General features: G+C 63.2%; 21 protein-coding genes and 1 tRNA gene. 15 read left to right on the plus strand and 7 right to left on the minus strand.

What is annotated here, in order from left to right:
• Positions 1-19: 19 nt before the first annotated feature.
• From pmtA to ACRTG1_RS14245, 13 genes are all read left to right on the plus strand, one after another.
• Positions 20-637 carry a phospholipid N-methyltransferase PmtA gene (pmtA, locus tag ACRTG1_RS14185; RefSeq protein WP_113153679.1) on the plus strand — a complete coding sequence of 206 codons (618 nt, stop codon included), beginning with the start codon at positions 20-22 and terminating at the stop codon, positions 635-637.
• Between the two features lie 171 nt (positions 638-808).
• Positions 809-1,399 carry an NADPH-dependent FMN reductase gene (locus ACRTG1_RS14190; protein WP_113153678.1) on the plus strand — a complete coding sequence of 197 codons (591 nt, stop codon included), beginning with the start codon at positions 809-811 and terminating at the stop codon, positions 1,397-1,399.
• Between the two features lie 2 nt (positions 1,400-1,401).
• Positions 1,402-2,097: an orotidine-5'-phosphate decarboxylase gene (pyrF, locus tag ACRTG1_RS14195; protein WP_432516439.1), complete on the plus strand. Its 696-nt coding sequence runs from the start codon at positions 1,402-1,404 to the stop codon at positions 2,095-2,097.
• Between the two features lie 36 nt (positions 2,098-2,133).
• Positions 2,134-2,442, plus strand: coding sequence for a DUF1330 domain-containing protein (locus ACRTG1_RS14200; RefSeq protein WP_206545531.1), 309 nt, complete (start codon positions 2,134-2,136; stop codon positions 2,440-2,442).
• Between the two features lie 49 nt (positions 2,443-2,491).
• Complete coding sequence (locus ACRTG1_RS14205; RefSeq protein ID WP_432516440.1) at positions 2,492-3,004, plus strand: GNAT family N-acetyltransferase; 513 nt, start codon at positions 2,492-2,494, stop codon at positions 3,002-3,004.
• A 201-nt stretch (positions 3,005-3,205) separates the two neighbouring features.
• Entirely contained in the window at positions 3,206-4,558 is a 1,353-nt protein-coding gene (locus ACRTG1_RS14210) for a polyhydroxyalkanoate depolymerase (RefSeq protein ID WP_206549289.1), read from the plus strand.
• 286 nt (positions 4,559-4,844) lie between these two features.
• On the plus strand, positions 4,845-5,396 hold the full coding sequence (locus ACRTG1_RS14215) for a transglutaminase-like cysteine peptidase (protein ID WP_222474331.1): 552 nt from the start codon (positions 4,845-4,847) through the stop codon (positions 5,394-5,396).
• 76 nt (positions 5,397-5,472) lie between these two features.
• Positions 5,473-6,153, plus strand: a complete 681-nt coding sequence (locus tag ACRTG1_RS14220) for an ankyrin repeat domain-containing protein (RefSeq protein ID WP_432516441.1) — start codon at positions 5,473-5,475, stop codon at positions 6,151-6,153.
• Complete coding sequence (locus tag ACRTG1_RS14225; protein WP_432516442.1) at positions 6,150-6,668, plus strand: nucleoside deaminase; 519 nt, start codon at positions 6,150-6,152, stop codon at positions 6,666-6,668. Before ACRTG1_RS14220 ends, ACRTG1_RS14225 begins: the two co-directional genes overlap by 4 nt.
• A gap of 128 nt (positions 6,669-6,796) precedes the next feature.
• Entirely contained in the window at positions 6,797-8,005 is a 1,209-nt protein-coding gene (locus tag ACRTG1_RS14230; RefSeq protein WP_432516443.1) for an amidase family protein, read from the plus strand.
• Between the two features lie 81 nt (positions 8,006-8,086).
• A complete protein-coding gene (locus ACRTG1_RS14235) occupies positions 8,087-8,410 on the plus strand; it encodes an ArsR/SmtB family transcription factor (protein WP_113153670.1) in 324 nt (107 codons plus the stop codon).
• Positions 8,407-8,817 (plus strand): SRPBCC family protein, encoded by a 411-nt coding sequence (locus ACRTG1_RS14240; protein WP_317088512.1) that lies wholly within the window; start codon positions 8,407-8,409, stop codon positions 8,815-8,817. The genes ACRTG1_RS14235 and ACRTG1_RS14240 overlap by 4 nt, the downstream gene beginning before the upstream one ends.
• Before the next feature lie 47 nt (positions 8,818-8,864).
• Positions 8,865-9,269: a DUF1801 domain-containing protein gene (locus ACRTG1_RS14245; protein ID WP_432516444.1), complete on the plus strand. Its 405-nt coding sequence runs from the start codon at positions 8,865-8,867 to the stop codon at positions 9,267-9,269.
• Positions 9,270-9,419: 150 nt separating this feature from the next.
• Here the strand turns inward: ACRTG1_RS14245 and ACRTG1_RS14250 are convergent, their stop codons facing one another.
• Both ACRTG1_RS14250 and gshB read right to left on the minus strand, forming a co-directional pair.
• Complete coding sequence (locus tag ACRTG1_RS14250) at positions 9,420-10,955, minus strand: YifB family Mg chelatase-like AAA ATPase (protein ID WP_432516445.1); 1,536 nt, start codon at positions 10,953-10,955, stop codon at positions 9,420-9,422.
• A gap of 218 nt (positions 10,956-11,173) precedes the next feature.
• Complete coding sequence (gene gshB / locus ACRTG1_RS14255) at positions 11,174-12,121, minus strand: glutathione synthase (RefSeq protein ID WP_206549282.1); 948 nt, start codon at positions 12,119-12,121, stop codon at positions 11,174-11,176.
• A 207-nt stretch (positions 12,122-12,328) separates the two neighbouring features.
• Between gshB and ACRTG1_RS14260 the strand changes: the two genes are divergently transcribed.
• The gene (locus ACRTG1_RS14260; RefSeq protein ID WP_113153665.1) at positions 12,329-13,684 is read left to right on the plus strand and encodes a putative bifunctional diguanylate cyclase/phosphodiesterase; all 1,356 of its coding nucleotides are present in this window, start codon (positions 12,329-12,331) and stop codon (positions 13,682-13,684) included.
• A 38-nt stretch (positions 13,685-13,722) separates the two neighbouring features.
• On the opposite strand, the gene ACRTG1_RS14265 is transcribed toward ACRTG1_RS14260, so the two are convergent.
• A complete protein-coding gene (locus tag ACRTG1_RS14265) occupies positions 13,723-14,079 on the minus strand; it encodes a septal ring lytic transglycosylase RlpA family protein (RefSeq protein WP_206545541.1) in 357 nt (118 codons plus the stop codon).
• 147 nt (positions 14,080-14,226) lie between these two features.
• On the opposite strand from ACRTG1_RS14265, the gene ACRTG1_RS14270 reads away from it, so the two are divergent.
• Positions 14,227-15,450 (plus strand): serine hydrolase domain-containing protein, encoded by a 1,224-nt coding sequence (locus ACRTG1_RS14270; protein WP_432516446.1) that lies wholly within the window; start codon positions 14,227-14,229, stop codon positions 15,448-15,450.
• Positions 15,451-15,507: 57 nt separating this feature from the next.
• Here ACRTG1_RS14270 and ACRTG1_RS14275 read toward each other — a convergent pair.
• The 4 genes from ACRTG1_RS14275 to ACRTG1_RS14290 form a co-directional block, all read right to left on the minus strand.
• Positions 15,508-15,592, minus strand: a tRNA-Leu gene (locus tag ACRTG1_RS14275).
• Positions 15,593-15,741: 149 nt separating this feature from the next.
• Positions 15,742-16,362 carry a 2,3-bisphosphoglycerate-dependent phosphoglycerate mutase gene (locus ACRTG1_RS14280; protein WP_113153662.1) on the minus strand — a complete coding sequence of 207 codons (621 nt, stop codon included), beginning with the start codon at positions 16,360-16,362 and terminating at the stop codon, positions 15,742-15,744.
• Between the two features lie 32 nt (positions 16,363-16,394).
• Positions 16,395-17,207, minus strand: a complete 813-nt coding sequence (dapB, locus tag ACRTG1_RS14285) for a 4-hydroxy-tetrahydrodipicolinate reductase (protein ID WP_432516447.1) — start codon at positions 17,205-17,207, stop codon at positions 16,395-16,397.
• Between the two features lies 1 nt (position 17,208).
• Positions 17,209-19,035, minus strand: coding sequence for an ABC transporter ATP-binding protein (locus ACRTG1_RS14290; RefSeq protein ID WP_432516448.1), 1,827 nt, complete (start codon positions 19,033-19,035; stop codon positions 17,209-17,211).
• Positions 19,036-19,132: the final 97 nt, after the last annotated feature.

A 19,132-nucleotide genomic window follows, 5' to 3' on the forward strand; every position in this document is an offset into this window, starting at 1 on the left:
GAAGGAGGATGGCGGTACGATGAGCAAAGGGCAAGGTGTGCGCAAAGCGATCGCAGACCGTTTTGGGGAAGAACTGCGCTTCTTTCGCGGCTGGATTGACCAGCCCAAGGCTGTCGGCGCCATCATGCCCACAAGCAGTGTCACCGCCCGGCGGATGGCATCGGTCATCGACACCAAATCCGGGTTACCGGTTCTCGAGGCAGGCCCCGGAACCGGCGTCATCACCAAGGCGATCCTCGCCCATGGCGTCGACCCGCAGAACCTTTACGCCGTTGAGTACTCCCCGGATTTCGTGACCCATCTGCGCGAGACCTATCCGGGCGTGAACGTGATCGAGGGCAACGCCTTCGATATCCGCAACACGCTGGAAAAGGCGCTGGGCGACAAGACACCCAAACTGTTCGACAGCGTGGTGTCCGGCGTTCCGCTGCTCAACTTCCCCGTTGAAGAGCGCGTTGCCTATATGGATTCCCTTCTCGACCTCATTCCCGAGGGACGTCCGGTGGTGCAGCTCACCTACGGCCCCAAATCCCCGATCCCGGCGGGCCAGGGCAATTACACGGTCGAGCATTTCGATTTCGTGCTGCGCAACATCCCCCCGACACAGCTCTGGGTCTATCGCCGGGGAAAGCACTAGATCGAGCCCCGGATTGAACGGGCCGGTGAACCACCAGCAAAAACGTCTTCAGGAGCCGCTTGTCGGCTCCTTTTCACATCTGCCGCCGGTGGCGGTCTTCCACACGCATATTCCATTGATTGAAAAGTTCATTGCTTATACGGCTCTTCGCAAACAGAGGAGCATTCGCCGATGACCCCCAAAATCCTTGTCTTTGCAGGATCGATCCGCACGGGCGCCTATAGCGGCCAGACCGCCGACGCAGCCATGAAGGAACTCGCGCAGCAGGGTGCGGAGGTCACGCGCATATCGCTGGTGGATTATCCGCTGCCGATCATGGACGAGGATCTGGAGCGGGAGAAAGGCATTCCCGAGAATGTGTACCGGCTCGGCCGGCTGATCGCCGCGCATGACGCAGTGCTGATCGCCAGCCCCGAATACAACGCTTCCATTCCGCCTCTGCTCAAGAACACGATCGACTGGGTAAGCCGCCTCTCCAAGGACAATGGCAAGCCCCTGCGCCCCTGGGCCGGCAAGCCCATCGCGCTCTGCTCTTCTTCCGACGGCAATTTCGCCGGCATTCGCGGGCTCTATCACCTGCGCGCCGTGCTGATGAACTGCAAGGCCGACATCATCACCCCTCAATGCTCCGTTGCCCGCGCACAGGATGCCTTCGACACCGATGGCAGCTTCAGGGACGAGCGCACACGGGGCATGATGGAAGCCGTCTGTCGCGGACTGATCGAACGTGCCAAACTGACCTCAACCCGTGTGGGAGCCTGACCATGACCAACGATATTCGCGACCGCCTGATCGTGGGCCTCGATGTACCGACCCTGACCGAGGCGGACCGCGTGGTCGCCGCGCTGGGCGACACGGTGTCCTTCTACAAGATCGGGCATCAGCTCGCCTTTGCCGGCGGCCTGAGCTTCGCGCGTGAGCTGGCCGGCTCCGGCAAGAAGATCTTCCTCGACATGAAACTGCTCGACATCGACAACACGGTGGCCAAGGGCGTCGAGAACATCGCGCGGATGGGCATGACCATGCTCACCATCCACGCCTACCCCAAGGCGATGCGCGCTGCGGTCAAGGCAGCCGAAGGCTCCGGCCTGACCCTGCTCGGCGTGACCGTTCTCACCTCCATGGACGATGCCGACCTGAACGATGCGGGCTATGCGCTCACCGCCCGTGAACTGGTTGCAAAGCGCGTTGCCCAGGCCCGCGAGGCCGGCATGGGCGGCATTGTCTGCGCCCCGACCGAGGTGGAGGAAATGCACGGCGTGGCCGGCCCTGACATGGCGCTGGTGACGCCCGGCATCCGGCCGGCCGGCAGCGACCATGGCGACCAGAAACGCGTCATGACGCCAGGCGACGCCATCCGCGCCGGCAGCACGCATCTGGTGGTTGCGCGCCCCATCGTGGCGGCACAAGATCCAAAGGCTGCGGCAGAAGCCATTCTCAACGAGATGGCGGCAGCCTGACAGAACAGGCAGGAACCAAGCAAGGGAGGAGGAACCATGCCCAACGAGCCCAAGGAGCCCAAGGGATACTGGATTGCCCATGTCGATGTGCGCGACCCCGAGCGCTACAAGGACTATGTGGCCACGGCCAAACCGGCCTTCGAAAAGTTCGGCGCGCGCTTTCTGGCGCGCGGCGGCGAATGGGAAGGACTGGAAGGCACCGGACGCGGACGCAATGTGGTGATCGAGTTTCCCTCGCTGCAGGCCGCACATGATTGCTACAACTCGCCCGAATACCAAGCGGCGAAAGCCATCCGCAACACGGTGGCCGATGCCGACATGGTGCTTGTCGAGGGCGCGGAATAATCCCCGAAACCGCGAGGACAGGCCCACGGCAACCGCAGTTCAGGACTATGTGATCCGCCCTTACCGGCCGGCCGATGCGCAGCAGCTACCGGCCGTTGAGGTGCGCGCTGCGCAGCTTTTTACCGAACACGGGCACGCGGATCTCGCCGCCACACCGGCGATGGAAGCAGACGCCTTTGACAGGCTCGCCGCGCAGCGCCGCACATTCGTGGCGGTTCATGTGGCAGACGGCCCGGTGGGCTTTGTCATCACCAGCCCCATCGACGCATTTCTCCATGTCGAAGAGCTCTCCGTTGCGCCCGAGCACGGACGCCGCGGGCTTGGCGGGCGGCTGCTTCGGACCGTGATCGGTGAGAGCCGGGCGCTCGGCCTCGAAGGTGTGTCGCTCAGCACGTTTCGCGACGTGCCCTTCAACGCGCCATTCTACGAACGTCACGGCTTTGCCGAATGGCCTCTGAATGCAGCGCCCGAAGCACTGAAAGAGCGCTTTCTGATCGAAATCCCGCCCGATGTTTCGCCGGAAAGCCGCCTTCTCATGCTGCGCCGCAACAGCAACGCTTGACGTGCAGTCTTATTTTCTCTTTTAGAATCATATACTTGATAAAACGCCCGCTCTCCGAGAAATCGGAAACGCGCGCTTCTATTGCAACGCAGCAAAAGTCGTTTACTCTGATTGGCATGCAAACGACCAAGGCTTCGCCGTCACATATCCACTTCCCCTGGCGGCCTGGCCATAGCGAAGGTCCTCCCAGGAAACCTAGCAATGTATTATCAGCTTTATGAATTCAACCACGCCGCGCTGCAGCCGGCGCGGGCCTATGCCGACGCCGTTCGGCTTTTTTACAGCAACCCCATGAACCCGGTCGCCAAGACCTATTTCGGACGCAGCGTCGCCGCCGCTGCCGAGGTCTTCGAGCGCAGCACACGCCGCTACACCAAGCCTGAATTCGGCTTGAAGGAAACCAGCGTCAACGGCGTGAAAGTGGCCGTCAACGAGCAGATCGTCTGGTCGCGCCCGTTCTGTGACGTCATCCGCTTCAAGCGTGACCTGCCCGAAGGCGCGCATGCCGGCCCGAAGATCCTGATGGTCGCGCCCATGTCCGGCCACTACGCCACGCTGCTGCGCGGCACGGTGGAGACCATGCTGCCCTATGCCGATGTCTACATCACCGACTGGTCGGACGCGCGCATGGTGCCGCTGGCCGACGGTTCTTTCGATCTCGACGACTATATCGACTATCTGATCGACATCTTCGAGCAGATGGGTCCAGACACGCATGTGATGGCCGTGTGCCAGCCCTCGGTGCCGGTGCTTGCCGCCATCGCCATCATGGAGGCGCGCGGCGCAAAGACCGTGCCCGCCAGCATGACCCTGATGGGCGGCCCCATCGACACCCGCAAGAACCCGACCGCCGTGAACGAGCTGGCCGAGGAGAAGGACATTTCGTGGTTCCGCGACAATGTCATCATGCCGGTTCCGTGGCCCAATCCGGGCTTCATGCGTCAGGTCTATCCGGGCTTCCTGCAGCTTTCCGGCTTCATGAGCATGAACCTTGATCGCCACATCACGGCGCACAAGGACTTCTTCATGCATCTGGTGAAGAACGATGGCGATTCCGCGGAGAAGCACCGCGACTTCTATGACGAATATCTGGCGGTGATGGACCTGACGGCCGAGTTCTACCTGCAGACCGTGGAGACCGTGTTCATCCGGCACGACCTGCCGCGCGGCCAGATGCGCCATCGCGGCGAACTGGTCGACCCTTCCGCCATCAAGCGCGTGGCGCTTCTGACGGTGGAAGGCGAGAATGACGATATTTCCGGCGTCGGCCAGACGAAGGCCGCGCATGATCTGTGCGTCAACATTCCCGACGACATGCGTCATCACTACATGCAGCCCGCCGTTGGCCATTACGGCGTCTTCAACGGCTCGCGTTTCCGCTCCGAAATCGCGCCGCGCATTCTCGACTTTATGCGCAGCAACCCGGCCGGCGGATTGAAGACCGCAAAGCCGGCAGCAGCCGAAGCCGCACCGGCGAAACCACGCGCCGGGACGGCGAAAAAGCCGGCCGCCCGCAGCCGCAAGCCGTCCACAGGCTCCACCGGCGCGTCCTGATCTACCGGTCATCACAATTATCGCCCGACGCTGAAAAGCTTCAGTGTCGGGCGCAGATCATCCCCTGCGGCAATGGCATTTGCGCAACAGGAAGCGCCAAAGCCGGTGGCCAGAAGCACCGCTGGTAACCATAGCTGGTAAGATTGCCGCTCTGCTGATTGACACCGACACCCCATCATCCTTAACGTTTCGTTAACGATTGAAACGAGCGGGGAGCGCCATGATGGCTGCTTTGCGGGGGGGATTCCGCAGTGGGGTTCTTGCGAGCCTTTTTCTGGCAGGGGGCATGATTGCACCGGCCGGAGCGATGAATCTGATGGAAACCGGCGGACTGACCTCTCAGCCCATCGGTCATTACGAGTTCTGCAAGGCCAACCCGGTCGAATGCTCGATCCGCATGCGCGATCAGGGGCCGGTGCATATGACCAAAACGCTCTGGAAAACCCTGACCGAGATCAACACCGCGGTGAACAACGCCATCGAGCCGATGAACGACATCGACATCTATGGCCAGGAAGAAGTGTGGACCTACCCTTCCACCGGCGTTGGCGACTGCGAGGACTATGTGCTCGAGAAGCGCCGCGCGCTGAAACGGGCCGGCATTTCGCTCTCCAACCTTCTGATCACCGTGGTGCGCAAGCCCAATGGCGAAGGCCATGCGGTCTTGACCGTGCGCACGGATCGCGGGGACTTCGTTCTCGACAACCTCAACAACAGCGTGAAGCTGTGGAGCGCCACCGGCTATAGCTATCTGAAGCGTCAGGCCAGCACGCATACCGGCCGTTGGGTGAGCCTGCGCGAAAGCAACAACCCGGTTGTCGGCGCAGTGAGCGAATAGCCGCACCGGCGCACTCCAAACTTCGTCACAATTGATGGACTAAGGTCTTTCCCGACCAGCAGATCGGGAGACCTCAATGAATGTATTGCGCGCACAATCCGGCCGGCGGTTTCTCCGCCTCGTGGCAGCAGCCCTGATGGCCACCGCCTTTCAAACCGGCGCCTTTGCACAAACGCCCCTCATCACCGCTGCCGAAAGTGGCGACATCGCTGCGCTGGAGAGCGCGCTTCAAAACGGCGCTGCCGTCGATGAGCGTGACGCGCGCAAGAGAACGGCCCTCATGGCCGCCGTGCAGGCAAACCAGGGGGAGGCCGCGCGCCTTCTGATCGAGGCGGGTGCTGACGTCAATGCGAAGGACGGAATCGAGGACAGCCCCTATCTGCTGGCTGGCGCACGCGGCTATCAGGATATTCTGCGCCTGACGCTCGACAACGGCGCAGACCTTGAAAGCACCAACCGCTTCGGTGGAACAGCGCTCATCCCGGCAGCCGACCGCGGCCATGTGGAGACCGTACGCACGCTGATCGAGGCCGGGGTTGATCTCGACCATGTGAACAAGCTGGGCTGGACGGCGCTGCTGGAAGCCGTGATCCTGGGCGATGGCGGGCCGAACCATACGGCTATTGTGAAACTGCTGGTCGACGCCGGCGCAGACACCGACATTGCCGACCGCGAAGGCGTGACCCCATTGCAGCACGCAAAACGCAGCGGCTACACGGAGATGATCGAAATTCTGGAAGGCGCAGGGGCAAAATGAGCGATACGAAACGTTTTCTGGACGAAGCCATCGCGCTTGCCTTCGATAATGTCGATGAGGGTGGCCGGCCATTCGGCGCCGTGGTGGTGAAGGACGGCGCGGTGGTTGCGCGCGGTGTCAATCGTATGGCGGTGGACTGCGATCCCACCGCCCATGCCGAGCTGCTTGCACTGCGCGCCGCCGGCAAAGCGCTGGGCGCGCCCCATCTCGACGGTTGCGCGGTCTATGCCAGCGGCCAGCCCTGCCCCATGTGCTTCGCCGCCATGCGCATGTGCGGTATCGACCGGGTCTTCTTCGCCTATTCCAATGACGAGGCCGAACCCTATGGCCTGTCGACAGCCTCCATCGCCGCCGAGCTTGCCCGCCCCGTCGATGAGCAGGAAGGCATTGAAGCAGCGCACATCCCGCAGGCGCAGGGCGCGCGCGGGCATCTCTACGAAACATGGCTCCAGAGAAACGGGCTCCAGAGAAACGGGCTCCAGAGAAACAGCCTGAAGAGATACGACGGGGCCTGACCACGCCTCCCCGCGCTCCCGGGATCGCGACTGGTGCGTTCGCGCCGGTTCCGGCCACCGGGCCTTGAGACATTGAAGCGATTGTGGTCCGCAGGAAGCTCCAGCCTGTTCTCAGATTCGGAGTGCCCATGCCCCAGACATCCCTTGCCGATCCCTCCGGTTCCCTGGTCGAGCGACTCGACCTCGCGCCCCATGCCTCCGGCCCGCTTGATGGGCTGACCTTCACCGTGAAGGACAATATCGACCTGGCAGGGCTTAAGACCTCCTATGGCAGCCCGGCATGGCGGGACGCCCATGCGGCCCCGGTTCACAACGCGCTGTGTGTCGACCAGGTGCTTGCCGCAGGAGCGCGCTGCGTCGGAAAGGTGGTGGCTGACGAGTTCACCTACAGCCTCGACGGCGAGAGCCATTTCTTCGGAACGCCGCGCAACGGCAATGCGCCGGAGCGCATTCCCGGCGGCTCCTCCAGCGGTTCGGCCTCGTCCGTTTCCAATGGGCTCGCAGACTTTTCGCTCGGCACGGATTCGGGCGGCTCGATCCGCGTCCCGGCAAGCCTGTGCGGTCTGTGGGGCCTGCGCCCCTCGCTGCACCGGGTTTCGGAGGCCGGCGTCCTGCCCTTCATGCCGAGCGTCAGCACGGTGGGCGTGGTGGCAAACAGCCTTGCAACGCTCGACAGCGCCGCGCGCGTGCTCCTGCGCAGCGGCAAGGCCAAGCAGCAGAAGCTGGAGCGTATCATCGTCCTGACGGACGCGGTGGAGATCGCCGACGCGGCCGTGCAGCAGCAGGTGAAGGCCGCGCTGAAGGCGATTGCCGCGAAAACCGGCATCGCGCCGGAGCCCATGCGCTTTGCGGAACTGATCGGCGCAGTTGCGCCCCTGAGCGACTGCAATCTGAAGGCGCTGCGCGACCTGCAGACGGCGGAGTTCCAGAGCACGGTTGCGAACTGGATCGAGACCGAGAAGCCGGAACTCGGCTTCACCTTCTCCATGGCCTACGGCAATGTGACCGCCTTCGACCGGATCGCCGCGCTCGAAAGCATCAAACATTGCGAATGGCTCTTCCAGGCGATCAACGCAGCCCTCACCCCCGGCACGGTGGTCTGCTTTCCCACGACGCCGGTGATCGCGCCGCTGAAGGGCTCCCTGACGACAATGGAAGCGGTGATCGATTTCTACGACCGGACCATGACCCTCACCGCATTCTCCGGCGTGGCGCGGCTTCCCGAGATCTCGGCCCCGATCATGACGGTCGATGACTGTCCGGTGGGGCTTTCCTTTGCTGGCGCGCATTATCAGGATGAATTCCTGCTCGATGCGGTGAGGCAGATGGCCGGCTGACACACAGCACAGCCCCGACATTGACAAATCCATAACTACAGGGTTATTCATTAAACAATAACCCTGTAGTTATGTGTAACGATGCAGCCGACCCGCGATACCCTCTTCCGAACATTGGCCGACCCCACACGCCGCACCATCTTCGAGCGGCTGTGCCGCGATGGCGATCTGACGGTCACCGCCCTCACCGCCGGGGCCGGGGTATCGCAGCCCGCCGTTTCCAAGCATCTTGGCGTGTTGAAGCGCGCCGGGCTGGTGCATGACCGGCAAAGCGGCCGACAGACTTTTTACAGCGCCGACCCGGTTGCGCTGGCCCCGCTCCTCGACTGGACGCGTGAGATGGCCGGCTTCTGGGAGAACCGGTTCGATGATCTGGAAGATCTTCTCGACAGGATGGATCAATGAACGACGCAACAGCCGAAACGCTCTGTGTGGTGGTGGAGCGCGCGCTTTCGCATCCGCCGGAAAAGGTCTGGCGGGCGCTCACCCAGCCGCACCTGATCGCCGAATGGCTGATGAAGAACGATTTCGCACCCCGCGTCGGACACCGCTTCAGCCTGACCGCAGACTGGGGTGGCGTTGACTGCGTGGTGGAAGAGGCCGAACCGTACCGAACGCTTTCCTACGCCTGGGACACAAAGGATCTGCGCAGCACTGTCACATGGACGCTGACGCCGACGGCGGGCGGCACATTGCTGCGCATGGAGCAGGAGGGCTTTCTGCCAGAACAGAAGCCCTACCATCGCGGCGCAAGCGCTGCATGGCCGCGCTTCATCGCGGAGCTCGAAAGGGTTCTTGAACGCCTCGACTGAGCATCGAAAGCAGACACGCACAAGAAAGAACAATCGGAGATCGCCCCATGAGCGCAACCGACACCGGCAAAACCCCGTCAGAACAGATCGATGCACGCATTGCGGAACTGAATGACTGGCGCGGCGAAACCCTCGCCCACCTTCGGCAACTGGTCCAGGAGGCCCTGCCGCAAGTGACGGAAGAATGGAAATGGCGTGGCGTTCCCGTCTGGTATCAGGACGGCATGCTGTGCACCGGAGAGACCTACAAGAAGGCCGTGAAAATGACCTTCGCCAAAGGCGCGAAGCTGGACGACCCGTCCGGCCTTTTCAACGCCAGCCTCGAAGGCAACACCCGCCGCGCCATCGACTTTCACGAAGGCGATGCGATTGATGAAGACGCGCTCAAGGCCCTTCTGAAGGCCGCAGCCGAACTGAATGCATCGACAGGCCACAAGAAGCACGCCGGCTAACCGCCTTGCCCTCCCTTGGGACCCCGGGGCACACACACCCACACCCGCGATGCACCGCCAGTCAAGACAATTACCCGGCAAACCACCGGCCACCACGCGCCTCCGCACCGCCTCATCGAACACCGGACAGGCAAACGAAACGGCAGAGCGTCACGCCGCCTCTGCGCGCACCGTGCCGGCCACGCGATAGGAGATTGCCTCGGCCAGATGGGTTCGCGTCACATCGCCGGCGCCATCCAGATCGGCCAGCGTGCGCGCGACCTTGAGAACCCGGTGATACGCGCGCGCGGAAAAGCCGAGCTTCTCGCTGGCCTCCCGAATGAGCGCCGTGCATGGCGCATCAAGCGTCACCACATCCTCGATCATTGCGGCCGAGCAGGAGGCATTGGTCGTCCACGCAGGCAGGCCCAGCGCCGTATATCGCTCCTGTTGCATGGCGCGTGCCCAGCTGACGCGCTCCGCAACCACCGCACTGGGCTCCGAACGCCCGCCCCCGCCGATAAGATCGCTCGCGGAGACGGCGGGAACATCGACCCGAAGATCGATACGGTCGAGCAGCGGCCCCGAAATGCGCGCCTGATAATCAGTCTGGCAGCGCGGGCCGCGCCGGCAGCGATGCCCCGGCTCCCCGGCCATGCCGCAACGGCACGGGTTCATGGCCGCAACAAGCTGAATACGCGCCGGATAGCTGACCCGGTGATTTGCGCGCGCGATCACGCATTCGGCGGTTTCCAGCGGCTGGCGCAGCGAATCCAGAACCTGCGGTGAAAACTCCGGCAACTCGTCCAGAAACAGAACCCCGTGATGCGCCAGCGAAGCCTCGCCGGGACGCGCCTTCAATCCGCCGCCCACGATGGCCGCCATTGAGGCCGAGTGATGCGGCGCGCGAAACGGACGCTGATCAGTGAGTTTGCCCTCCGCCAGTTCCCCGGCAATGGAAGCGATCATGGAGACTTCCAGCAATTCGCGCGGAGACAGGGGCGGCAGAATGGATGGCAGGCGCTGCGCCAGCATCGACTTGCCTGCCCCGGGCGGACCATTCATCAGAAGATTGTGCCCGCCAGCGGCTGCCACCTCCAGAACCCGCTTGGCCCCCTCCTGCCCTTTGATGTCGGCAAGATCCGGCAATCTGACCGGCGGCGGCCCGAGAGCCGGCTCCGGGCGGCTCATCACCTGGCTACCCTTGAAATGATTGGCGAGCGCGATGAGGCTGCGCGGCGCGAGAATGTCGAGATCCGCGCTGGCCCACGCGGCCTCCGCGCCGCAGGCATGCGGGCAGATCAGGCCGCGCCCCATCGCATTCGCCCCGATGGCCGCCGGCAGAACACCGTTCACCGCCGCCACCGTGCCATCGAGAGAAAGTTCTCCAAGCACGACATAGCCAGCTAATGAATCGCCGGGAATCGCGCCGAGAGCGGCCATGAGACCCAGCGCAATCGGCAAATCGTAATGGCTGCCCTCTTTGGGCAGGTCCGCAGGTGCGAGGTTGATCGTCACCTTCTTGGGCGGCATGGAAAGGCCCGACGCATGAAGCGCCGCCTGCACCCGCTCCCGGCTTTCCGCGACGGCCTTGTCGGCCAGCCCGACGATCTGCATCCCCATCTTGCCGGGAGCCACCATCACCTGCACCTCGACAGGCACAGCCTCCACGCCCTGAAATGCCACAGTGCTCACATGCGAAACCATGTGCTCTCCCCCTGCGCACGCCCGGCATTGCAGCCAGAACACGAGTTCCAATCCCCTTGCAACCGCATTGAAGCAGCTTCAGGCGATCAGATCAAGAACATTGAGAGAACAACCTAGCGCAAAGGTTGTCGGCAGGTTGCAGAGAGTTGTGCCGGGAGAACAGATCGGGGCGAGCGCAAACGCGGCCCGCCCCTTAAACCTTCTGCATGATGCAGCGCTCAGACTGCGGCGCAGCGCGCCTCGACGGCATCCCAGAACAGTGCGGCAATATCCGCGCCGCCGAATTTCTTGACCTCGCGGAGGCCCGTCGGAGAGGTCACATTGATCTCCGTCAGCCAGTCGCCGATGACATCGATACCAACCAGCGTGAAACCGCGCTCGCGCAGCGACGGCCCGATGCGCTCGCAGATCTCGCGCTCGCGATCCGTCAGTTCCGCATGTTCGGCGCGACCGCCCACATGCATGTTGGAGCGCGAATCGTGCTCGGCCGGCACACGGTTGATGGCGCCAACCGGCTCACCCTCAATGAGGATGATGCGCTTGTCGCCGCCACGCACCTCTTTCAGGTAGCGCTGCACGATGAAGGGCTCGCGGAACGCTTCCATGAACATTTCCAGAAGCGAGGCCAGATTGCGGTCTCCCTCCTTGAGGTGGAAGATACCGGCGCCGCCATTGCCGTAGAGCGGCTTGACGATGATGTCGCCATGCTTCCTGCGGAAATCATCGACCTCGCGCGGATCGCGGGTGATCAGCGTTTCCGGCATCAGGTCGGCGAATTCCGTCACGAAGATCTTTTCCGGGCTGTTGCGCACCCAGGCCGGATCATTGACCACGAGCGTCTTCGGGTGAATGCGCTCCAGAATATGCGTCGTGGTGATGTAATTCATGTCGAAGGGCGGATCCTGGCGCAGAAGCACCACATCCAGCTCCGAAAGGTCCGTGCGCTGCGGCTCGCCGAGCGTGAAGTGGTTGCCCTCCTCATCGCGCACCTCAAGCGTCTCGGCCCAGGCGATGACCTTGCCATCGGCCATGGAGAGACGATCCGGCGTGTAGTGCCAGAGCGCATGGCCCCGCCTCTGCGCTTCCAGAGCGAGCGCGAAGCTGGTGTCGCCGGCAATCGAAATGGTGGAGATATGGTCCATCTGGACCGCGACTTTCAGGGACATGGAAAGAGCTCCGGAGGGGACTGTTGTGCGGCAGATGACGGCCCGCGCATGCTTCTGTCAAGCTGTGGATGCCGCACAGACGTCACGCCGCGCCGTCGATGAACAAAAGACTGTTCACGATAACGTTATATTGGATACGATTCATAAACACTTTGCGTCCACTGTTCGGCGCATCGAGAACAAGATCGCCCGCATAACGGAGTTTCGATGCAGCCGGCGCCCGCACAAGCACGGACGATAACGGCGGACCAGTCCGACTTTGCCTTCACCGATGCGTTGACGGGCCTCGGAAACATGCGCCGATTCTTCGACAAGATCGACCGGCTGATCGAGGAACGCGCGGACGACCCCGCTCCTTTCGCCATCGGCGTACTGGATCTCGATGGCTTCAAGCCGATCAACGACCTTTTTGGCCGCGCCGCGGGCGATGAAATCCTGCAGCAGGTGGCCATGCGGCTGCGCGCCGCGATGGATACGCACTCCACGGTCACCCGCATCGGCGCAGACGAATTCGCCTTTCTGTTTCCACTGGTCTTCAGCGAGGAGGCCGCCCGCGAGAAGACACGGCTTCTGATCGAAATTCTCTCTGCCCCCTATGATGTCGGCCACCGCACCGCGCGGCTTTCGGCGTCTGCCGGCTGCTCCCTCTATTATTCCGAGGAAGAGACAGGCGAGGTTCTGCTCAACAAGGCGGAAACCGCGCTCTATCAGGCCAAGCGCACGGGGCGCGGCGCAGTCGTGGTCTACACCCGCGAGATGGAAGAGGCCGCCAAGCGCGTAACCCATATCGAGCAGGCCCTGCGCCGGGCGGTCGCCGCCGGCGAGGTGGAGCCGCATTTCCAGCCGATCGTCGATCTGGAAACCCGCCGCACGGTGGGCTTCGAGACGCTGGCGCGCTGGACCGACCGGGATCTGGGACCGGTTTCGCCGGGCATCTTCATTCCCATCGCCGAAGAACGCGGCATCATCGGCCCGTTATCGCAGCTGGTGCTGCGCAAGGCCACGGAAGCCGCACGCGACTGGCCGGAGGATCTGTTCCTCTCGTTCAACCTGTCGCCGTCTCAACTGGTCGATCACAATACCGGCCTGCAGATTCTCTCCATTCTCGAACAGACGGGCTTCGATCCGCGCCGGCTGGAGATCGAGATCACCGAAACGGGCCTGATGAACGACCCGGCATCCGCACAGCGCATCGTTGAGGATCTGCGGCGGGTTGGCATTCGCGTTTCGCTGGATGATTTCGGCACCGGACAGTCGAGCCTTGGCCGGCTGCGCGAGTTCCATTTCGACAAGCTCAAGATCGACCGCGCCTTCGTCGCCTCGATCCTGGAAGACCGGCCGTCCGAACACATCATCCGCGCCATTCTCGCCATGTGCGAGGGGCTTGGCATGGAGGTGGTTGCCGAAGGCATCGAAGCCGAGGCACAGGCCGAGCGCCTCACGCAGTTTGGCTGCGCGGGCGGGCAGGGCTATCTCTTCGGGCGTCCCTGCAATGCCGACGCCACGCTTGGCTATCTCCACCATACGGGCGAACAGAAAACACTGCAGCGCGCGAGCAGCTAACCCGCCTTCCGGCTCGCTTGCCAGCTTGGGGCCTGACCCTAGCGCTTTTCCAGACAGACCCTGGTGTGGCCGGCGCGAATGAAGCCGAGCTTCGCTGCAGCAGCCTTTGACAGATCGAGAATGCGGCCACGCGCAAAGGGGCCGCGATCATTGATCCGCACGACCACGCTGCGGCCATTGCGCTCGTTGGTTACACGCAGTTTCGTGCCGAAGGGCAGGGTGCGGTGCGCTGCGGTCATCGCAGCCGGGTTCATCCGCTCGCCTGAAGCCGTCTTCGACGTAAGCGCGTACCATGACGCGCTGCCGCACTGTGCTGACGCCGGTGCGGACAACACCGCAACGAACAAAGCGGCTGCCGGCGCGATCATCGCGCCGCGGGAAAGTCGCCTATGCATTATCAGTTTCCTGGAGTTGACGTAGCGGCCGCATAGCGGCGAAATGAGGCGACGTAGCGGCAGCTGCCGCCACGGCATGAAATTGCGACGCAGGATGGGCCGTTCTCGGGCTTTTCTGCTTCGCCTATGCCCTTGAGGGAGGCTTCCTTGACCGACACGCCGCGCACTCTTCGCTCCACCCGCAGGCTTGTCGGCCTTACAGGGCTTGCCGGCCTGCTCCTGGCTTCCACGCCGCTTGCAGCACAGGAAACCGGTCCAGGGGCAGACGCCGTGCAGAAGATCGCGCTCGACGCCTTCGACGCCATGAAGCTCAACGCGCTTCTTCTGGAGGTGCGGATTGATGGCGAGCCGCTCATCACGCTTGCCCATGGCGAAGCGATGCCGGGCGTGCCGCTCACCACGGACGGGCACTTTCGCAATGGCGCGGTTGCGCTCACCTATGTTGCGGCAGTGGCGCTGCGGCTTGCGGAGGAGGGGCGCTTCGACCTCGACCGCCCCATTGCAGAATGGATGCCCGACCTGCCCGCCGCCGACACGGCGACGCCCCGCATGCTGCTTAACATGACGGCGGGCTACCCCGATCACGTGGCGAGTGAGAAAGGATTTCTCGAACCCTTCTATGCCGATCCTTTTCGACAGTGGACCCCGGAAGAGCTGATCGATGTCAGCCTGTCCACCCCCCGTCGCTTTGCGCCCGGAGAGAACTGGGACTATTCCCATTCAGGCTATGTCATCCTCGGGCGCGTGATGGAGGCGGCCACGGGCGAAAAGCTCGCCGCACTGATGCAGCGCTACGTTCTCGATCCGCTCAATCTCTCGCAGACGCAGGGTCATGACACGCCGTCTGTCCCGGAACCGGTGGTGCACTCCTACACCGCCGAGCGCGGCGTCTGGGAGGACGCCACCCACTGGAATCCTTCCTGGACACTGGCGCAGGGCTCGGTTCAAACGACGGGCATTTCCGACATGGCCCGCAGCTTCGACACGATCACCGGCATCGACGGGTTCCTGCAGCCGCAATCCCGCAAGGCCATGATCGAGCCGCGCCTGATCGGCTTTGGAAGTCCGCTTGAGGGCTGCCCCAACTGCCACACGCTGGACAGCGCCTTCAGCTACGGCCTTGGCGCGATGCTGCGCGGGGACTGGGTCATGCAGACGCCATCCTTTGCCGGCAATGCATCGGCTGTCGCCACGCTGCCGCAGGGCCATTCACCCGAAGGCCGCGTGACCATTGCCGTTGCCGTGACCTACAGGGAAGAGGCGTTCGATGACTGGCAGGGCAATGTGCCCAACCGCGCCACTGACATTGTTCAGAAAATTGCTGAGGAGCTGGTCCCCGATAACCCGCCCGGACCGCGCCCGAAGCGCTGATACGCAGGCAGCAGCAAGCGCTGCTGACAAAACCGGATTCATTTGTCGGGAAGGGGATGGTGCCCAGGAGAGGACTCGAACCTCCACGCCTCGCGGCACACGGACCTGAACCGTGCGCGTCTACCAATTCCGCCACCTGGGCAGGTGTGCGATGCCGATGTAGGGGGCAAACCCTTCCGTGTCAACGCGGATTTTGATGTTTGTAAAGAAAATGACATGGGGCGTTCCGCCGCATGGGTTTGCGGGGGGCCCAAAACGTGAAAAGGGCGCCCGAAGGCGCCCTGAAACAGATCAATCCTCGAGAACTTCCTTCGAGGCCACCGTCGAATCAGCGTTGAGCTTGTAGACGATGGGAACGCCGGTCGCGATTTCCACCTTCAGGATCTCTTCGCCGGAGAGGCCGTCGAGCGCCATCACCAGCGCGCGCAGCGAATTGCCATGCGCTGCCACCAGAACCGTCTCGCCACGCAGCACATGCGGCAGGATCTCGTGCAGGAAATAGGGCCACACGCGCGCGCCCGTGTCCTTCAGGCTTTCGCCGCCGGGAGGAGGGGTGTCGTAGGAACGGCGCCAGACATGCACCTGCTCCTCACCCCATTTCGCGCGGGCGTCGTCCTTGTTAAGACCCGACAGATCGCCATAGTCGCGCTCGTTGAGCGCCTGATCGCGAATGGTCTCCAGCCCCTCCATCCCCAGCTCGCTGAGGATGTGGTCATTGGTGACCTGTGCGCGCGACAGAACGGAGGTGTAGGCGATGTCCGGCTTGAAGCCGCGCGCCTTCAGCCGGCGGCCGGCGTCCTTCGCCTCTTCATGCCCCTTTTCGGTCAGGCCCGGGTCGCGCCAGCCGGTGAACAGGTTCTTCAGGTTCCATTCGCTCTGGCCGTGACGAACGAGAATAAGGGTACCGGACATGATGGGTTCCTTGTTGCTTCGTAATGGAAGATTCAGTTGAGCCCGAGAACGTCGAGCATGGAATAGAGGCCGGGCTTGCGGCCATGCGCCCAGAGGGCGGCCTTGGCCGCGCCATGGGCGAAGATGCCGCGATCTTCAGCCTGATGCGAAAGGGTGATGCGTTCGCCGGTCCCGGCGAGAATGACGGAGTGCTCGCCAACGACGGAACCGCCGCGCAGCGTGGCAAAGCCGATCGTGCCTTCCTCGCGCGGCCCGGTCTGGCCGTCGCGCACGCGCACGCTCTTTTCCGCCAGCGCGATCTCGCGGCCCCGCGCCGCCGCCTCGCCGAGCAGAAGCGCCGTGCCGGAAGGCGCGTCCACCTTGTGCCGGTGGTGCATCTCCAGAACCTCGATATCGAAATCCGAAGCCTCCAGCGCGCGGGCGGCTTTCTCGACCAGAACCGCAAGCAGGTTCACACCGAGGCTCATATTGCCCGACTTCACGATGGTGGCGTGGTGCGACGCTGCCTTGATCTTCGCTTCGTGCTCCGGCTCGAAACCGGTCGTGCCAATCACATGAACGATATGGGCCTGCGCTGCATAGCCGGCAAATTCAACGCTGGAATCCGGCGAGGTGAAGTCCAGAACGCCATCGGCCTTGGCGAAGGCCGCCAGCGGATCGTCGCTGATCGGCACATTGATGATGCCGAGGCCGGCCAGCTCACCGGCGTCCCTGCCGAGGAAAGACGAGCCGGGGCGCTCGACAGCGGCTGCGACGCGCACCCCATCCATGGCGTGAACGGTGCGGATCAGCGTCTGGCCCATGCGGCCTGCCGCTCCCACGATCACCAGCCCCATATCCGTCATGCTAGTTCTCCTGCGGCGCAGCCGCGCCATTGTCTGCTGTCGTGTTGGCGAGAAGATCCTCGCTCTTCTGGCTTTGCATGCGATGGAAGCGTGCATAGATGCCGTGCGGTTGGCGCACAAGGCTCTCATGCGTGCCCTCTTCCACCAGCTGCCCTTCCTCAAGCACCACGATGCGGTCGGAATTGACCACGGTGGAAAGCCGGTGCGCGATCACAAGTGTCGTGCGGGTTTCCATGATGTCTTCCAGCGCCTGCTGCACACGCGCTTCAGACTCATTGTCGAGCGCGGAGGTCGCCTCGTCGAGAAGCAGGATCGGCGCGTCGCGCACGATGGCGCGGGCAATCGAGATGCGCTGGCGCTGGCCACCGGAAAGGTTTGCGCCATTCTCGCCCACCAGCGTGTCATAGCCCTGAACCTGCTGGCGGATGAAATCGTCGGCGAAGGCCAGCTTTGCCGCTTCTTCCACCTCTGCGTCCGTCGCATCGGGACGGCCATAGCGGATGTTGTCGCGGATCGTGCCCTCGAACAGATAGGGCTGCTGCGAAACATAGGCGATGGCGCTGCGCAGCGAGCTCTTGGTAACGGTGGAGATGTCCTGCCCGTCGATCTCGATGCTGCCGCCATCCAGATCGTAGAAGCGCTGCAACAGGGCGAAGAGGGTCGACTTGCCCGCACCCGACGGGCCGACAATGGCCGTGGTCTCGCCCGCCTTCGCGACAAAGCTGATGCCATGCAGCACCGGCAGATCGTCGCCATAGGAGAACGCCACCTTGTCGAAGGTGACCGTGCCCTTTTCCACCGCGAGCGTGCCGGCCCCCGGCGCATCGCGCTGCTGCGGCTCGGTGTCGAGGATCTCGTAGATCATGCGCGCATTGACCAGCGCGCGCTCGAGATTGACCTGCACGCGCGCCAGCTTGCGCACCGGATCATAGGCCAGAAGCAAGGCGGTGATGAAGGCAAACACGGAGCCCGGCGGCTGCGCGCTGACGGAAGCCCTCCAGGCCGCGTAACCGATCACGCCGGCAATCGCCAGGCCGGCCAGAAGCTCGGTGATCGGCCCGAGGCGTTCGGAAACGCGGGCGATCTTGTTGGAGCGGTCCTCGGCATAGGCGATCAGCCCGGACATCTTGTCCGAGAGCTGCTGCTCCATGGTGAAAGCCTTGATGATGGCGATGCCCTGCACCGATTCCTGCATTGCGCCCAGCAGGCGGGAGTTCACATCCACCGCCTCGCGCGTGACGCGGCGCAGGCGGCGCATCAGATAGTTCACCGAATAGATGAGCGGCGGACCGATCACCAGCGCGATGACCGAGAGCAGGGGATCCTGCATCACCATCACCGCCACAAGCGCGATCAGCGTGACCATGTCGCGCGCGATGGAGGCCACCGTCATGTTGAGCAGATCGCGGATGCCCGTCACGTTCTGGCTGATCTGGGCGGCGAGCTGGCCGGAGCGGGTGGTCGTGAAATAGTCGATGCCAAGCCGCATCAGATGGTCGAACATGCGCTGCTGATAGCGTGCAACGATGTTGTTGCCGATCTTGGCGAGCATGACCGACTGGCCGTAGGTCGCGAAGCCGCGGATCGCAAAGGCAGCGACGATTGCGCCACAGATCCAGCCGACCAGCTCCCAGCGCTGTCGATAGAACACCTCATCGATGATGTCGCGCATGATCCAGGCGCTGAAGGCCGTGGTGCCGGCAATGGCCAGCATGCAGGCAATCGCGATCAGGTAATGTCCGATGTAATCGCGGCCGTTCTCCGCGAAAATGCGGCGAATGACGGGAAGGACCTCACCGACATCCGTCTTGTTTTTTCCAAGCTTCAAAACGTCCGTTCCTGTTCAACCGGGCTTTCGATCGTCCTTTGTGCGTCCAAACGGACACACGGCGATCCAAAGCGTGGGAGCATTTTCAGGCGTCCAT

The sequence above is a fragment of the Nitratireductor sp. PBL-C9 genome (assembly GCF_050877045.1).
Taxonomy (GTDB): Bacteria; Pseudomonadota; Alphaproteobacteria; order Rhizobiales; family Rhizobiaceae; genus Nitratireductor; species Nitratireductor aquimarinus.

Coding starts and splice junctions, on each gene's coding strand:
- ACRTG1_RS14260 (WP_113153665.1), top strand. CDS start 12,329: ATGCAGCCGGCGCCCGCACAAGCACGGACGATAACGGCGGACCAGTCC.
- ACRTG1_RS14230 (WP_432516443.1), top strand. CDS start 6,797: ATGCCCCAGACATCCCTTGCCGATCCCTCCGGTTCCCTGGTCGAGCGA.
- ACRTG1_RS14235 (WP_113153670.1), top strand. CDS start 8,087: ATGCAGCCGACCCGCGATACCCTCTTCCGAACATTGGCCGACCCCACA.
- ACRTG1_RS14200 (WP_206545531.1), top strand. CDS start 2,134: ATGCCCAACGAGCCCAAGGAGCCCAAGGGATACTGGATTGCCCATGTC.
- ACRTG1_RS14215 (WP_222474331.1), top strand. CDS start 4,845: ATGATTGCACCGGCCGGAGCGATGAATCTGATGGAAACCGGCGGACTG.
- gshB (WP_206549282.1), bottom strand. CDS start 12,121: ATGTCCCTGAAAGTCGCGGTCCAGATGGACCATATCTCCACCATTTCG.
- ACRTG1_RS14240 (WP_317088512.1), top strand. CDS start 8,407: ATGAACGACGCAACAGCCGAAACGCTCTGTGTGGTGGTGGAGCGCGCG.
- ACRTG1_RS14245 (WP_432516444.1), top strand. CDS start 8,865: ATGAGCGCAACCGACACCGGCAAAACCCCGTCAGAACAGATCGATGCA.
- pyrF (WP_432516439.1), top strand. CDS start 1,402: ATGACCAACGATATTCGCGACCGCCTGATCGTGGGCCTCGATGTACCG.
- ACRTG1_RS14225 (WP_432516442.1), top strand. CDS start 6,150: ATGAGCGATACGAAACGTTTTCTGGACGAAGCCATCGCGCTTGCCTTC.
- ACRTG1_RS14250 (WP_432516445.1), bottom strand. CDS start 10,955: ATGGTTTCGCATGTGAGCACTGTGGCATTTCAGGGCGTGGAGGCTGTG.
- pmtA (WP_113153679.1), top strand. CDS start 20: ATGAGCAAAGGGCAAGGTGTGCGCAAAGCGATCGCAGACCGTTTTGGG.
- ACRTG1_RS14190 (WP_113153678.1), top strand. CDS start 809: ATGACCCCCAAAATCCTTGTCTTTGCAGGATCGATCCGCACGGGCGCC.
- ACRTG1_RS14265 (WP_206545541.1), bottom strand. CDS start 14,079: ATGCATAGGCGACTTTCCCGCGGCGCGATGATCGCGCCGGCAGCCGCT.
- ACRTG1_RS14220 (WP_432516441.1), top strand. CDS start 5,473: ATGAATGTATTGCGCGCACAATCCGGCCGGCGGTTTCTCCGCCTCGTG.
- ACRTG1_RS14210 (WP_206549289.1), top strand. CDS start 3,206: ATGTATTATCAGCTTTATGAATTCAACCACGCCGCGCTGCAGCCGGCG.
- dapB (WP_432516447.1), bottom strand. CDS start 17,207: ATGACGGATATGGGGCTGGTGATCGTGGGAGCGGCAGGCCGCATGGGC.
- ACRTG1_RS14280 (WP_113153662.1), bottom strand. CDS start 16,362: ATGTCCGGTACCCTTATTCTCGTTCGTCACGGCCAGAGCGAATGGAAC.